General features: G+C 68.5%; 13 protein-coding genes, 1 tRNA gene and 1 pseudogene. 12 read left to right on the top strand and 3 right to left on the bottom strand.

Features of this window, described 5'->3' with window-relative positions; all coding sequences use genetic code 11:
* Positions 1-255 precede the first annotated feature (255 nt).
* Both ACL02T_RS34255 and ACL02T_RS34260 read right to left on the bottom strand, forming a co-directional pair.
* Positions 256-948 carry a hypothetical protein gene (locus ACL02T_RS34255; protein WP_412834984.1) on the bottom strand — a complete coding sequence of 231 codons (693 nt, stop codon included), beginning with the start codon at positions 946-948 and terminating at the stop codon, positions 256-258.
* Positions 949-1,090: 142 nt separating this feature from the next.
* Complete coding sequence (locus tag ACL02T_RS34260; RefSeq protein ID WP_412834985.1) at positions 1,091-1,633, bottom strand: hypothetical protein; 543 nt, start codon at positions 1,631-1,633, stop codon at positions 1,091-1,093.
* A gap of 356 nt (positions 1,634-1,989) precedes the next feature.
* On the opposite strand from ACL02T_RS34260, the gene ACL02T_RS34265 reads away from it, so the two are divergent.
* The 11 genes and pseudogenes from ACL02T_RS34265 (at position 1,990) to ACL02T_RS34315 (ending at position 10,709) form a co-directional block, all read left to right on the top strand.
* Complete coding sequence (locus tag ACL02T_RS34265) at positions 1,990-2,781, top strand: thermonuclease family protein (protein WP_412834986.1); 792 nt, start codon at positions 1,990-1,992, stop codon at positions 2,779-2,781.
* A 67-nt stretch (positions 2,782-2,848) separates the two neighbouring features.
* A tRNA-Ala gene (locus tag ACL02T_RS34270) sits at positions 2,849-2,964 on the top strand.
* A 226-nt stretch (positions 2,965-3,190) separates the two neighbouring features.
* Positions 3,191-3,424, top strand: a complete 234-nt coding sequence (locus ACL02T_RS34275) for a DUF433 domain-containing protein (protein WP_085914069.1) — start codon at positions 3,191-3,193, stop codon at positions 3,422-3,424.
* Positions 3,421-3,804, top strand: coding sequence for a DUF5615 family PIN-like protein (locus tag ACL02T_RS34280; protein ID WP_412834987.1), 384 nt, complete (start codon positions 3,421-3,423; stop codon positions 3,802-3,804). The genes ACL02T_RS34275 and ACL02T_RS34280 overlap by 4 nt, the downstream gene beginning before the upstream one ends.
* 216 nt (positions 3,805-4,020) lie before the next feature.
* A complete protein-coding gene (locus tag ACL02T_RS34285; RefSeq protein WP_412834988.1) occupies positions 4,021-4,962 on the top strand; it encodes a cold-shock protein in 942 nt (313 codons plus the stop codon).
* 354 nt (positions 4,963-5,316) lie between these two features.
* The gene (locus tag ACL02T_RS34290) at positions 5,317-6,066 is read left to right on the top strand and encodes a tyrosine-type recombinase/integrase (RefSeq protein WP_412834989.1); all 750 of its coding nucleotides are present in this window, start codon (positions 5,317-5,319) and stop codon (positions 6,064-6,066) included.
* A 5-nt stretch (positions 6,067-6,071) separates the two neighbouring features.
* Positions 6,072-6,596: pseudogene (locus tag ACL02T_RS34295) on the top strand (tyrosine-type recombinase/integrase).
* A 163-nt stretch (positions 6,597-6,759) separates the two neighbouring features.
* Positions 6,760-6,993 carry a hypothetical protein gene (locus tag ACL02T_RS34300; protein ID WP_412834990.1) on the top strand — a complete coding sequence of 78 codons (234 nt, stop codon included), beginning with the start codon at positions 6,760-6,762 and terminating at the stop codon, positions 6,991-6,993.
* A 71-nt stretch (positions 6,994-7,064) separates the two neighbouring features.
* The gene (locus ACL02T_RS34305) at positions 7,065-7,649 is read left to right on the top strand and encodes a TetR/AcrR family transcriptional regulator (protein WP_412834991.1); all 585 of its coding nucleotides are present in this window, start codon (positions 7,065-7,067) and stop codon (positions 7,647-7,649) included.
* Positions 7,650-7,693: 44 nt separating this feature from the next.
* Positions 7,694-10,147: an excinuclease ABC subunit UvrA gene (locus tag ACL02T_RS34310; protein WP_412834992.1), complete on the top strand. Its 2,454-nt coding sequence runs from the start codon at positions 7,694-7,696 to the stop codon at positions 10,145-10,147.
* A 31-nt stretch (positions 10,148-10,178) separates the two neighbouring features.
* Positions 10,179-10,709: a pyridoxamine 5'-phosphate oxidase family protein gene (locus tag ACL02T_RS34315; RefSeq protein ID WP_412834993.1), complete on the top strand. Its 531-nt coding sequence runs from the start codon at positions 10,179-10,181 to the stop codon at positions 10,707-10,709.
* Between the two features lie 410 nt (positions 10,710-11,119).
* Here ACL02T_RS34315 and ACL02T_RS34320 read toward each other — a convergent pair whose 3' ends face one another.
* Positions 11,120-12,259, bottom strand: coding sequence for a tyrosine-type recombinase/integrase (locus ACL02T_RS34320; protein WP_412834994.1), 1,140 nt, complete (start codon positions 12,257-12,259; stop codon positions 11,120-11,122).
* Positions 12,260-12,531: 272 nt separating this feature from the next.
* Here ACL02T_RS34320 and ACL02T_RS34325 point away from each other — a divergent pair, with 272 nt between their 5' ends.
* On the top strand, positions 12,532-13,230 hold the full coding sequence (locus tag ACL02T_RS34325; protein WP_412834995.1) for a DUF4118 domain-containing protein: 699 nt from the start codon (positions 12,532-12,534) through the stop codon (positions 13,228-13,230).
* Positions 13,231-13,312: the final 82 nt, after the last annotated feature.

A 13,312-nucleotide genomic window follows, 5' to 3' on the forward strand; every position in this document is an offset into this window, starting at 1 on the left:
TCCGATCTCCTCATCGGCCGGTAGTGGATATCCGCCGAGGTGACGCTCCCAGGTCCTTCTTCTCCAGGCCGCCGATGGCTGTGCCTCTCGACCGCCTCGTTCCCAGTCGTCGAATGCCGAACGAAGCGCAGGCGGGACAGGAGGGAAGAACTCTGCTCCGGGAAAGTCGGCCACATAATCACCTCAGTCATTGACGCTAGTGTCATGAGGTGACTAGATGTTGACCCAGGGTGGCATCTCACCCGTTGGAGTGACTTAGACGCGTACCTCTGTCAGGGTTGGCCGGCCATCAATTGCTCGTCGACACTCCCAGAGACGAATGTTGCGGCGAGCTCGGACGGCTCTCGCCAGTTCCGTCGTATATCCAGCCGAAACAACGATATGACCTGTCCATTGCCCGCCCGCGTCGCGGTGACAGAGATCGAGATAGCCGTCGAGTTGACGGAGGACCTCCAATCCGCTGAGGACGTTCTTGCACTCAGCGATTACGCCGTGGTCATAGAGGTCCATCCGGAGTGTGCTGCCGGGTGGACGCTTCTCGGTCAATGGCCTCGCCTTAAAGCCGAGGCTCTTCCAGGCGTTTTGGTCAATGGCGAGTGCGTCGCGCATCGCCGCCTCGGAGCCCCAGTCCGTCTCCGGACGCGCGGGGATCCACTCCCAGTGCTCCTCCGGCCCGGGAAGCAGTTCGTCAGTGGTCGCGAAGTCGGGAAGCCTGGGGAGAAGCTCGAGGAGACGTTCACCGACAAGCGCCGGGAGGCTCTTGCGCCCGCGCATATGGCGGAAGGTCGATCCGAGGTCGCCGTCAGCGAGAAGTACGTCGCGTGGCAAGAAGGGGGTCACTGCCCGTAGGACTCCGTATGCAGCCCATCGCATGTCGGGATGCGGCTGTGCATCGGAGAGGAAATCGAAAATGCCGACGATTCCTTGGTCTCGGGTGGTGCGGTACACGACACCGCGTGTCCCTGCTCGGGTCGTGCTCAGGCAGCTGGCAAGTGACAGCTCGCCTGACTCGCCGAACCCCCCTGGAAGTTCAGACGGGTGCCAGACGAGTGCCGAGGTCGGCTTGGGGCAGGACATCGTCGAGATACTCCTATGCCATTGGATCCAGTCCGGCCGATAGCGCAAAGTCGTAGTAGGTGAGTACCGCGTCGGCTGGTGGAGCGGGTGAGGCAGCCCAACAGGAGATATCGGAGTTGTAGCGCCAGTAGCCGATGCCTTTTCCGCGTTGCCAGCAGATGTCGCCGGCTTTGAAGATCCTTCCCAGGGTCAGGGAGATATAGACCGAGGCGGTGTACGACTTGGGGGCGATCCGCGTGTGCCCAAACTTCTGCACGAGGGTGCCGTAAGCAGCTGGGTTCAGCTCGCTGTAGCGGTGCTCGACCACGCCGTACTCGACCCAAGGCTCACCCGGGACAACACACATCTTGAGGTCTTCGGCGAGGCCAATCTCGGCAGCCAGGCCGCCGATCTCGCCATCGCGTACTTCAGCTTCGGTCGTGGCATCCCACTCGTAGCTGGAGCCAGCGGGGTGCCGTGTCGAGTTCTCGCAGGTGTAACGCCAGGCGCCAGGGCCGAGGGGTACACGGTGCACGTCGTCGGCGTCGGCGCAGAACGGACAGACCTGAATCACCACTGACCTCACTTCCCGACCTGTGCTTTCCCGCGACGATATCTGTCTGCAGGGGACCTCTGAGCTCCTGTCAGGTCGCGCCTTGATAAGCGGGACAACGCGAGGTCAGAGAGGCGGGCCATCTCAGTCTCCCCGGCGCCTCCCGGCGTGAGGCGTGGAGCTCCTAGGGCTGACTCGGCTACTCCGATCGGCCGCCAACCTACGAGATCTGCCAGCCGTCCAACGATGAGGCGGACGATCTCCGCAAATCGGAGGTCTGAGCGAGAGGGGCGTCTTTGCCTGGAACCGCCGTGCCACCGGCAGCAGCGCAGCCGGGCCCGAGTTCGGCGACTGCTCGCCGTGATCTACGTAAGATCATCGTGGCCCTCATCCTGGCTGGCCTGCTGGCTGCCGCATGTCTGCCCGAGGACGTGGACGAGCGGCGGTCCTTCCCGGAGGAGTGCACGACGGAATCGACGCGCTACGCCGCGGAGGCGGCCTGCCAGCAGGGCGGGGAGCGCGTTGTTGTGACACGAGTGATCGACGGTGACACTCTCGCACTCGAAGACGGCCGCCAGGTCCAGCTGGTCGGCATCGACGCTCCGGAGCTCGATGAGTGCGGCGGCGCGGAGGCCATGTCGTTCATCCGCCGCGAGCTGACCGACAAGATCGTCCGCATTTACGAGGACGGCGACACCGGGGAGGATCGCGTCGGGCGCCCGCTGAGGTACGTCCGGTACGGCGAGAACGCCAGCGCGACCAAAGATCTCGCGCACGAGATGCTCCGGGACGGCCTCGTCCGCCGGTTCCCGGCCTACGCAGGCAATCCCGCTTACACGCTCGAGCTTGAGGCGGCCTACCAGGCGGCGTCGGTACGGTCCCTCGGTATCTACGGGCTGGCGTGCACCAGCGTCGTCTCGCCGTGGCGGGTCGCTGACCGCGTCTCTGACGACTCGGTCTCGGACGACGACCGCAGCGACCGCTCGGCGTCCGAGCGAAGCCGGGACACCTACGTCAGCCCGCCAGTAGACGACGATGACGACTCCGACCGGAGATCCACGAGTCGGGACAGCGGTGGGGACGAGAAGGACGAACCCGCCGCCGATCCCTACCCTGGCTACACCGGTCCGCGCTGCTACCTGCCCGGCGGTACGACCTACCGGCCTTGCTAGTCGTTCCGTCCACTCAGGACACGATGGCACTGACGATGGCAATGAACGCTGGTCGGATCAAGCCATCGGAGGCAGCGTGGACAGCGATTGCGACGCTCTGACCTGCACAATGCAACCCATCTCACATCGCCGATTTCCTTTGCAAGGCGGGGGTTAGGGGTTCGATTCCCCTCGTCTCCACCACTCTGAACTGCAGTGACGCCTGCTGTAAGATCACATAATGATCATCTGGCACTGAAGCGACGAGAACGGTGTCCGCCCACCCTGCTTGTGGCCGCTCGGTGTGCTCGTAGAGGTCGGACCTTCCACAGGTGCCCAGCCCCGGAATGGTGCCGTCGGAGTGCAGCCTGGGCGCCAGCCCAGCTGGATCAGCTCGGTACCGGCCCCTTCGCGTCGGTACGCTGTGCTCATGACGCGTCTGGACCGCATCACCTCGGATCCGGCGGTGTGCCACGGCCAGCCGACGGTGCGGGGTCTGCGCTACACCGTCGAGAGCCTGCTCGAACTGTTGTCGGCAGGCATGAGCATCGACGAGGTGCTCGAGGACTACCCCGACCTCGAACGTGACGATCTGCTCGCGGCCTTGGAGTTCGGCGCGTTGGCGGCAGGTCGGCGTCGGGTGGTCCCGCTCGGCGCCGCGTGAGGTTTCTCGTCGACGCGCAGCTGCCTGCGCGACTGGCGCGGGCCTTGACCGACGCCGGCCATGACGCGCTGCACACGACCGATCTGCCGGACGGCAACCGCACGACGGACGCGCAGATCGCCGTCCTGGCCGACCAGGATGGTCGGGTGGTCGTGACCAAGGACCGCGATTTCCGAGACGGACACCTGTTGTCCGGGTCGCCTCGTCGGCTGCTCGTGGTCGCGACCGGCAACATCACCAACGCCGCGTTGTTGGCGCTGTTCGCCGCGAACCTCGACGCGGTCCTCACTGCGCTCGACGAGGTGCCGTTCGTCGAGATCGGGCCGGGAGCGCTCGTCCTGCACCGCCCGCGCGAGGACGGGCCGGACCGCTCCTCGTGATACCGGGCTGCCGGGCGGCCGGCGCGGCACGTCGACCTCGCGACGCTCGCGACTGTCTTCGAGGGTGACGACGTCAGCCTTCTGCGACGAGGCACGACGTCAACCAAAAGCCCTCGCCTGGCTCCGCACTGCCCGCCTGCGGGCCCGGCCCGACGCACCGCGAGGTCTGTCAGAGAGACTGGGGCCAGTGCCCGCCCTCTCGACCTGGAGCCTTTGATGCCGCAGGGGATCGTCCGTTGGTTCGACGCCGACCGGGGTTTCGGCTTCCTCGCGCTCGAGGACGGTTCGCCGGACGTGTTCGTGCACGCCTCCGAGATCGTCGGGGACGGCGGCGCGAAGGTGCTCCGCGAGGGTCAGGCCGTCGTGTTCGAGGTCGGCGAGAACGACCGCGGGCCCCAGGCGCTGCGCGTTCGGGTCACCGCCGATGCGGCCGCCGGCAGCGCCGTGGGCCTGCTCGGCACCATCAACTGGTACGAGCCGGGCAAGGGGTACGGCTTCGCCTCGCCGGACGGCGGCGGTGCCGACGTCTTCGTGCACAGCTCCGCCATCGTGACCGGCGGCGTGGTCACCGAGGGGCAGCGGGTGGCCTTCCTGATCGTCGAAGGCGAGCGCGGCCCGCAGGCCGGGCACGTGATCCCGCTGGGAGCAGGGGCCGGCTCACCCGCTGCGGCCGGCATCGCGGACGGTGCCGACGGCACGGTGGCCTGGTACGACGAGGACAAGGGCTTCGGCTTCATCAACCCCGACTCCGGCGCCGGGGACGTCTTCGTTCACGCCCGGGCCCTGGCCGAGGGGCTGACCTGGCTCGCGGAGGGAGACCGCGTCGCCTACGAGGTGGCCAGTGGAGACAAGGGCCCGCAGGCCCGCGACGTGCACCTGGTCCGGGAGCCCCGGACGGCGCCGCGGCGGTCGGCACCTGCTGCGGCCGCAGGGTCGGCGGCGCGGGACGTGCCCGTACGAGGCGGCGAGGGCGTCGTCGCACGCTACGACAGCGACCGAGGCTTCGGCTTCATCACCCCGGACGCAGGCGGCGACGATCTCTTCGCCCACGTGTCCGTGATCATGGGGTCGGAGCCGCTGCAGAAGGGGGACCGGGTCCGGTACGCGGTGCGTCAGAGCGACCGGGGCCCGCAGGCCGATCGCGTCGAACGCCTCTGAAGAGGCGGCCCAACCGATGGCTGATCACTTCCCGACGAGAGTGCTCGCTCATCCCCGAATGTCCACCATGGACACGATGGCACTGACGATGACAATGAACGCTGGTCAGACCACGCCACGGGAGGCAGCGTGTACAGCGCCTGCGACGCTCTGACCTGCGGAATGTAATCCAGCTCACACCGCCGGTCTTCTTTGCAAGGCGGGGGTTAGGGGTTCGATTCCCCTCGTCTCCACCACATCTGACCAGCGAAAACGCTCGTCGGAGTTGATCTTTACCCGGTGCATGGCACTGTCTGTGGCACTCCCTAGCTTCGAGACGTGGCCAAGAATCCGTCCAGGTCGCGCGCTGAAGGGATGATCCGGCGCCGCGGGAAGTCCTTCCAGGCGGTGCTCTACGCCGGGCTCGTTCCTGTCACCGGGCGCAAGCTCTACCTGCGCGGATCGTCCATGGACGAGGCCGAGGCGAAGAAGATGCTTCGCAAGTTCCGAGCGGAGGTCACCGAGCAGCGCCACGCCAAGACCCGCGCCTCGCTGCGCACGACGATCGAGGCCTGGCTCGACACCCACGAGCTCGAAGAGTCGACCCGCGAGAACTACGTGGGCTACGCGGAGCGCCACATCTACCCCGTCCTCGGCGACGAACCACTCGGCAAGATCACCACGCACGTCCTGGACAAGCTCTACGCCGAGCTCCGCCGCTGCGGCTCACGCTGCAACCGCCGCCAGTTCGTCGAGCACCGCGTGGACGGGCCTCACGAGTGCCGCGAGGTCCGCCACAAGCGCCCTCCGGGCCGCGCGCCCGCCGCCGGCTATCCGCCGCACGACTGCGCGGAGAAGGGCTGCAAGGTCGTCGAGTGCAAGCCGCACGTCTGCAAGCCGCTCGCGGCCGCGTCGATCCGCAAGATTCACTTCGTCATTCGCGGTGCGATGACCGCGGCGCAGCGGTGGGGATGGATCACGACGAACCCGGCCGAGCTGGCCCGTATCCCGCGCATCCCGGCACCGGCCCTCAGCCGCCCACGACGGCCGAGGCCGCTGCCCTGGTGGCTGCCGCATGGGAGGAGGACCCGGACTGGGGCACCCTCGTCTGGGTCGCGATGGTGACGGGCATGCGCCGTGCCGAACTCCTCGCGCTCCGCTGGTCGGACATCGACCTGGAGAACGGCGTCATCTCCGTCCGTCGCAACCACGTGCGCGTCGCGGGCAGGAACGTCGAGAAGGACACCAAGACCCACCGCGCCCGCCGAGTCTCGGTCGACGAGGCGACGGTCGAGGTCCTCACCGAGCACCGGCAGCGGTACGAGAAGCGCTGAGGCGAACTCACGGTCAAGGCCGGTCAGACGACCTACTTGTTCTCCTACTCGCCGACCAACGACAAGCCCTGCAACCCGAGCGGCGTGACCCATCGCTACGGGCGGATGTGCCAGCGCTTGGCTATCGACAGCCATCTCCACGCCCTGCGGCACTACTCAGCTACTGAGCTGCTTGCGGCTAGGACCGATTTACGGACTGTCGCGGGACGTCTCGGGCACGGAGGCGGAGGCGCCACAACACTCCGCGTGTACGCAGCGTGGGTCGATGGAAGCGATCGCGAAGCAGCCGAGCTGCTCGGTAGTCGGCTGCGACGGCCGTAGAAGGTTGGTGTGAGCATCGGCCATGAGGTGACGACGGGTGTCCGCCACCGGTCCCTGCACCTTCGTGAGCCCGTGAACATCACACTGCCGCGGCCACGTCGACCCCAGCTCCGTCGGGGTGATCCCTGATGCCGCCGTCCGCCCTATCTGTCAGGTTCGTCGTGTGAGCGATTCGACGAAGCACCTCTGGGAGATCCACCTGGGCGTGTACTGCGACCCGAACCAGGCACGAGATCTCGTCGACCGCATCCATCTACTCCTGTGTCCCGATCCTGGTCACACGTCGCCGTGCCCGGTCCCGTGGAGCTCAGCTCACTGGCTACTCGGTGACGAGGAGGCCGGCGAGCGCTACGCCGAGCTGGTCGAACAGGTGCGCATCGAGCGTGGTCGGGGCTGACGTGGCCGAGAGGAACATCGGTGGCGAGACCCGGCCCTGTTTATAAACGAGCATTCGGTTATGCTTGCGTCGTGCCCCGCAGGAAGTCGCAGCCCGACGAGCAGGTCCTCGACGTAGCGCTCGCCCTCCTGCGTGACGGTGGGGCCGAGGCTCTGACCTTCGCGGCACTCGCCCAGCGCTGCGGGCTCTCGGCCGCGACGCTTGTGCAGCGGTTCGGCTCGAAGGCCGAGCTCGGCCGGCGGGCGCTGCTTCAGGCGTGGGACCAGCTCGACGAGGTGACGGCCGAGCTCGCGGCGACGGTCCCGAGGACGGCTGCGGGCGCGGTCGAGCTCCTGCTCGGTCTGTCGCGGCAGTACGAGGGTTCCGGCGGCTACGGAGGCGGGCTGCTGCTCCTGCGGGAGGACCTGCGAGATCCGGTGCTGCGGGGGCGTGGGGCGGCCTGGGAGGTCGCCCTCACCGATGCCCTGGATGTCTGCTTCGTGTCGGTGCCCGACGCTCCCGAGCGGATCGGCCACACGCTGGCGGCGCAGTGGCAGGGGTCGCTGATCTGGTGGTCGTTCCGGGCGTCGGGGCGCCTCGAGGAGTACCTGGCCGACCGGCTCGGCGAGATCATCGGCCTGCTCGTGCCGTCGGAGCGCGGTCAGGTGGAGAAGTGAGAAGGGGCGGCGACACGATGCCGGCGGGATCGAACCGAGACCGCGTGGTCGACGACGCGATCGAGATCGTCGGGGCCAGGACCCACAACCTGCGCGACGTCTCGGTCCGCATCCCGAAGGGGAGGGTGGTCGCCGTGACCGGGTTGAGCGGGAGCGGCAAGACGTCATTGGCGATCGACACCCTGCACGCCGAGGCCCAGCTGCGCTATATGGAGGGGCTGTCTCCTTTCGTCCGCCAGTACCTGACCCAGCGCAGCCGGCCGCAGGTGGACCGCATCGTCGGGCTCACGGCGACTCTCGCCGTCGACCAGCGCAGGCTCAGCACCAGTCCGCGGTCCACGGTGGCGACCCTGACCGGCATCGATGGCTACCTCGGCCTGCTGTACTCCCGGCTTTCCGTCCTTGCCCCGAGCCTCGAGCGGCGGCTCTCGACCGCGCACTTCGACCGGCATTCGGCGGAGGGGCAGTGTGCGGACTGTCATGGTGTGGGCGGACGGTGGCGCGCGAGCGAGGAGTCGATCATCACGCGGCCAGACCTTCCGCTGTTCGAGGGGGCGTCGCCGTGGTTCGCGAAGTGGCACTCTGGGGAGCACGCCTTCGTGCCGGCCCTCGCGGCGAAGCGTTCTGTGGATCTCGTTCGGCCTTGGGGTGCGCTGTCCGAGCGGTTCCGGCACGAGGTGTTGCACGGCACTGGTGACGAGGGCATCGAGGCCACGGTCGACATGCCCAACAAGAACGAGAGTGCCTCGTGGACCTACACCACGACCAAGCCGTTGCGCGGTGCCCTCGCCGAGGTGGAGCGGGTGTTCGGCCAGGCCACGACGGCGTCGGCGAAGCAACGCTATCTCCGCTACATGCGCGTCACGCCCTGCTCGGGATGTGGCGGGACCGGCTTCGGCGAGTCCGCCCGGAAGATCGCTCTGGGCGGGCTCACCTATGCCGATCTCGTCGATTGCGAGCTGCGGGAGGTGCGTGCCTGGAGCGAGATCGTGCGCCGGAGTCTGCAGGGTGGCGGCCGCGAGGTCGGTGCTCCGCTGCTCGACGATCTCGACCGCCGTCTGGATCTGACCTGCCGGTTCGGTCTCGCCCATCTCCAGCTCTCCCGCACGGCCACCTCGCTGTCCGGTGGTGAGCTGCAACGCACCCGGCTGGCCGGGCAGCTGAGCACCGAGCTGAGCGGGATGAACTTCGTCCTCGACGAGCCGGGGACCGGGCTGCATCCCGCCGACAAGGACCACCTGTCCGCCATCGCCCGCGGGCTCTGCGCGGCGGGGAACACCGTGGTGCTGGTCGAGCACGATCCCGGACTGATCGCCCGCGCGGACTGGGTGATCGACATGGGCCCAGGCGCCGGCCGTCACGGCGGCCGGGTGGTGTTCTCCGGGCCCCCGACCGGTCTGGCTGCCGAGCCCGGTTCGGTGACCGGACGCCACCTCGCCGACGGCCTGCGGATTCGGCGGGAGCACCGGCGGATCGACGCCGACACCGCCTGGCTGACCGTCCACGGCATTCGCGCGGGTTCCGTCGACGTTCCGCGGGCGCGACTCCCGATAGGGAAACTGACCTGCCTGACCGGGGTGAGCGGCAGCGGCAAGACCAGCCTGCTCGCCGCCGTGGCCGCTGAGACGGCCGCGGTTGTCGACGGGCGCTGCGGTGCGGAGCAGGTGACCGCCGGCCCCCGGGTCGAGGGGACCGGGCCGATCGACTGGGTCGCCGTGGTCGACCAGGAACCGATCGGACGCACCCCCCGGTCGAACCCCGGCACCTACAGCAGGGCGTTCGACATCCTGAGAACCCTCTTCGCGGCCACCCCTGCGGCACGGGAACGGGGCCTCACCGCCTCGTGGTTCTCCTTCAACGCCGCCGACGGCGGACGCTGTGCCGCCTGCGCCGGCAACGGCCGCACCCTCGTGGACATGCACTTCCTCCCCGATGTCTGGGTCACCTGCCCGGAATGCGAGGGACGCCGCTACCGACCCGAGGCCTCGTCCGTCCGGTACGCGGGGCTGACGATCGACGAGGTCCTCGATCTGACCGTTGCCGAGGCCGTCGACCGGTTCATCGGAAACGACCAGCTCGGCCGTGTCCTTACCGCGCTCGAGGGTGTCGGACTGGGCTACCTGCAGCTGGGACAGAGCGCCACCGAACTCTCGGGCGGCGAGGCCCAGCGCCTCAAGCTGGCAGCCGCGATCCAGCGTGGGACTACGGGCCGGGCACGCGGGCTGGTCGTGCTCGACGAGCCCACCGCCGGTCTGCACCCGGCAGACACCCAGCGGCTCGTGGACGTCTTCGATGCTCTGGTCGCGGCCGGGAACACCGTGCTGCTCGCCGAACACGACATCACCGTCGCCGCAGCAGCGGACTGGATCATCGACATGGGCCCCGGAGCCGGGCGTCACGGTGGCCACGTGGTCGCCGAGGGGACCCCGAGCGACATCGCTGCAGTCGACACCCCGACCGCCCACTACCTCCGCCGCCGACTCCCGCGCGGCGAGTGATCGTCACTCACCCGACTACGACAGGAGAGAGATGTTCGAGACTGACGCCGAGATCAGCCGCCTCCAGGAGCTCCTGGACACCTCGGTGCGCAATTCCAACCCGCACCTGCAGAGCATCATCACCCCCGGCGAGCGGACCGTGGACGCGGCACAGCTCGTCCGCTTCCTGCACGGGATGTGCACGCTCGCCCTGGCCACCGTGACCCGGGCGGGCGAGCCCAGGGTCAGCGGCGTGGACGGCCACCTTCTCCACGGCGAGTGGGTTCTGGGCACCGATCCTTCCTCCGCCAAGGCCCGCCACCTTGCCGCCCGCCCCGCCGCCAGCGTCGCTCACATGCGGGGGGAAGCACTCGGCGTCTTCGTCCACGGCCACGCGCGCCCGCTGAACCCGTCCGACGGCCCCGAGGACCCGCGCTGGCCCGAGACGCTCGACTACCTAAAGGGCCACTATGGACCGGACGCCTTCGTCTGGACCGAGGTGATCTTCTACCGGATCGAACCGACCTGGATGGTCGCCTACAGTCCCGACATTGCTGCGATCCCGGAGACGGCCTCGATGTAGCAGTCGTTGGAACCTCGACCCAACTACCTACGGCTGGCGAGGGCCCAACCAGCGGTGGCCGAGCTGATTGCCCTCCTCGGTAAGTCCGATATGGACTGGGCCGACCTGTACAAAGCCTTCGAGATCGTGCGGGAAGCGTCGAAGGCCAGCACGGCGCCCAAGCACTCGCTTGAGCAGCTCGGCTATTCGAAGACCGAGGTCAACAACTTCACGCGGAGCGTGAATCTCCACCGCCACGCGCGCCCGTCTGGCGATCCCCCAAGCGGGAGTGCCACACGGGCCGGTCAACCACGGTCAGGTGCGGCACTTCCGGTCTCGGCGCGACCTCGGCCGGAGCCCCCGTCGCGGCGCCTGATCCACATTTGCAGGGCGGGGGTTAGGGGTTCGATTCCCCTCGTCTCCACCACCGCTCACCAGCGCGAACGCTGAGGAGCCTGCTCGCGAATCGGCCGAGTGTTGCCAACCGTGTAGCCACAGCACCGCTCAGTCCTCTCCGAAGGCCCTGTCCATCGCGTCCGCGGCGGTGTGGAGTTGGCCGTCGAGAACGTGGGCGTAGGTGTCCATCGTGAGCCGGAACGTCGAGTGCCGACCAACTCCATCACGGTCCGCAGGTCGACGCCCTCGGCGATGAGGTACGTCCCGCAGGCGTGGCGGAGATCGTGCCGGCGCAGCCAGTCGAGCCCGGCCTCGTGCCGGATCTGGACGAAGCGCCGGCTGAGGTTCCGCGGCTGCGTGGGTGTGCCGATCTGCGAGGCGAACACCCAGCCCTGGTCCTGCCACGCCGAGCCGGCCGCGAGCCGCTCCTTGGCCTGCCGGATGCGCTGCCGCTCGAACGCACGAACGGCGCTCTGCGGGAGGCGGATCCGACGAGCCGACCGACGGGTCTTCGGCTCCGCGACACGCAGCCGACCTCCCGATCGTTGGATCGTCGTCCGGACGACGAGAAAGCGCTCCTCCAGGTCGCCGTCGGTCCAACGGAGCCCGAGTAGCTCACCGCGCCGGAGTCCCGGCAGGACCGCCAGGCGGAAGATCTCGCCGAGCCGGTCGCCCTCCGCGGCCGCGAACAGCTGCCGGATCTCCGCGGGTGTCGGGACCCGTCGCTCCGCCGCCGCGCTGCTCGGGAGCTTGACCGACTTCGCCACGTTCCGGCTGACCAGCTCGAACCGCACAGCGTCGGAGAGCGCAGCCCGTAGCACCGCGTGGATCTTCGCGACGCCACCGGGGGAGGAGGACTCGCCCTTCGCGGTCAGGAAGCGTTGGACGTCTCGCACCGTCAGCTTGTCCACGCGGATCTTGCCGAGCGCCGGCACGAGGTCCAGGCGGACGACGAGCCGATAACGGTCGAGCGTCGAGGGCCGCGTTCCGTCCTTCGCCTTGATGTCGTTCAGCCACTCGTTGAGCCACTCCGCGAGGGTCCGAGGCTTGGCCGTGAGGTCGACGCCGTCCTCCTGGGCGCGGTGCAGCTCCTTGAGCTTCGCGGCGACCTCGGCCCGGGTCTTGCCGTAGACCGCATGCCGGCGCTTGCCGTTCTCCCAACCGAGATCCAGCATCGCGACCCATCTGCCGTCCGCACGGCGGTAGATCGAGCCCTCCCCGGTTCCGCGGCGCCGCCCGGTCACGCTGCCCTACGGCACTACTCCGCAACCGAGTTGCTGTCGGCCGGCGTCGATCTGCGGACTGTCGTGGGCCGACTCGCGCGGTCGTTCGTCCGGCCGGGTGGTCGCTGTCAAGGTCGCGTTAAGGGTCCTTGTCGAGGGGACGGCCGAGGTGTCGGCTGGCAGCTATGGCTGCTCGACGGCGTCCGGTTGCGCTCGTGTGGGCGGTGGTGATCCCGGTCGCCGTCGCTGCGGGTCTGAGCCTTCTGCACGGCGTGCTGGAGAATACGAGTGCGGCACTGGTCCTGGTGCTCGTCGTGGTTGCGGTGGCGGTGCGGGGTGATCGAGCAGCCGGTGTGCTGGCTGCGCTGGCCTCGGCCGTCTCCTTCGATTTCTTCCTGACGTCGCCGTTCTACCGGTTCGTCATGGTGGATCGGGTCGACATCCAGACCGCCGTGTTGTTGGCGGTGGTGGGCGTCGCCGTGACCGAAGTGGCCTTATGGGGTCGGCGTGAGCAGGACCGGGCCGGACGCCGTGAGGGCTATCTCGCCGGACTGACGAAGGCGGCTCGGATCGCCAGAGAGGGGTCAGCCGCCCCGGAACTCGTCGCGACGGTCGGGCGCATGATCGCGGAGGTCCTCGATCTCGACGAGTGCCGATTCAGCCCGGACCCGCCGCGCCGGGATCGCCCTCAGCTGCATGGCGACGGGGGCGTCACCTGGAACGGTCGACGTGTCGACGTCGACCGGGAGGGCTTGCCGACGATGGACGTCATCGAACTGCCGGTCGGGCGTCCCGACGGTCATGGCGTGTTCCTGTTGACCGCCTCGACTCGGCTCCGCCGTCCCGACCTCGAGCGGCGTCTGGTCGCGGTCACACTCGCCGAGCAGGTGGGTGGCGCTGCGGGCGCGCTGCCGGGGGTCTGACCCACCGTTCCCGATCTGTCGGTGGGGATCAGGGCGCGTCCGACGTGGCCGGCACTTTGGCTTGTCACCTCAGCGGATGGGC

Origin of the sequence: Pseudonocardia oceanicola (assembly GCF_047200735.1) — a bacterium.
Classification (GTDB): Bacteria; Actinomycetota; Actinomycetes; order Mycobacteriales; family Pseudonocardiaceae; genus Pseudonocardia.

What these genes read in the sequence shown, in the direction of transcription:
- ACL02T_RS34320 (WP_412834994.1), bottom strand. Translation starts at nt 12,259, where the DNA reads ATGCTGGATCTCGGTTGGGAGAACGGCAAGCGCCGGCATGCGGTCTAC.
- ACL02T_RS34290 (WP_412834989.1), top strand. Translation starts at nt 5,317, where the DNA reads ATGATCCGGCGCCGCGGGAAGTCCTTCCAGGCGGTGCTCTACGCCGGG.
- ACL02T_RS34275 (WP_085914069.1), top strand. Translation starts at nt 3,191, where the DNA reads ATGACGCGTCTGGACCGCATCACCTCGGATCCGGCGGTGTGCCACGGC.
- ACL02T_RS34285 (WP_412834988.1), top strand. Translation starts at nt 4,021, where the DNA reads ATGCCGCAGGGGATCGTCCGTTGGTTCGACGCCGACCGGGGTTTCGGC.
- ACL02T_RS34315 (WP_412834993.1), top strand. Translation starts at nt 10,179, where the DNA reads ATGTTCGAGACTGACGCCGAGATCAGCCGCCTCCAGGAGCTCCTGGAC.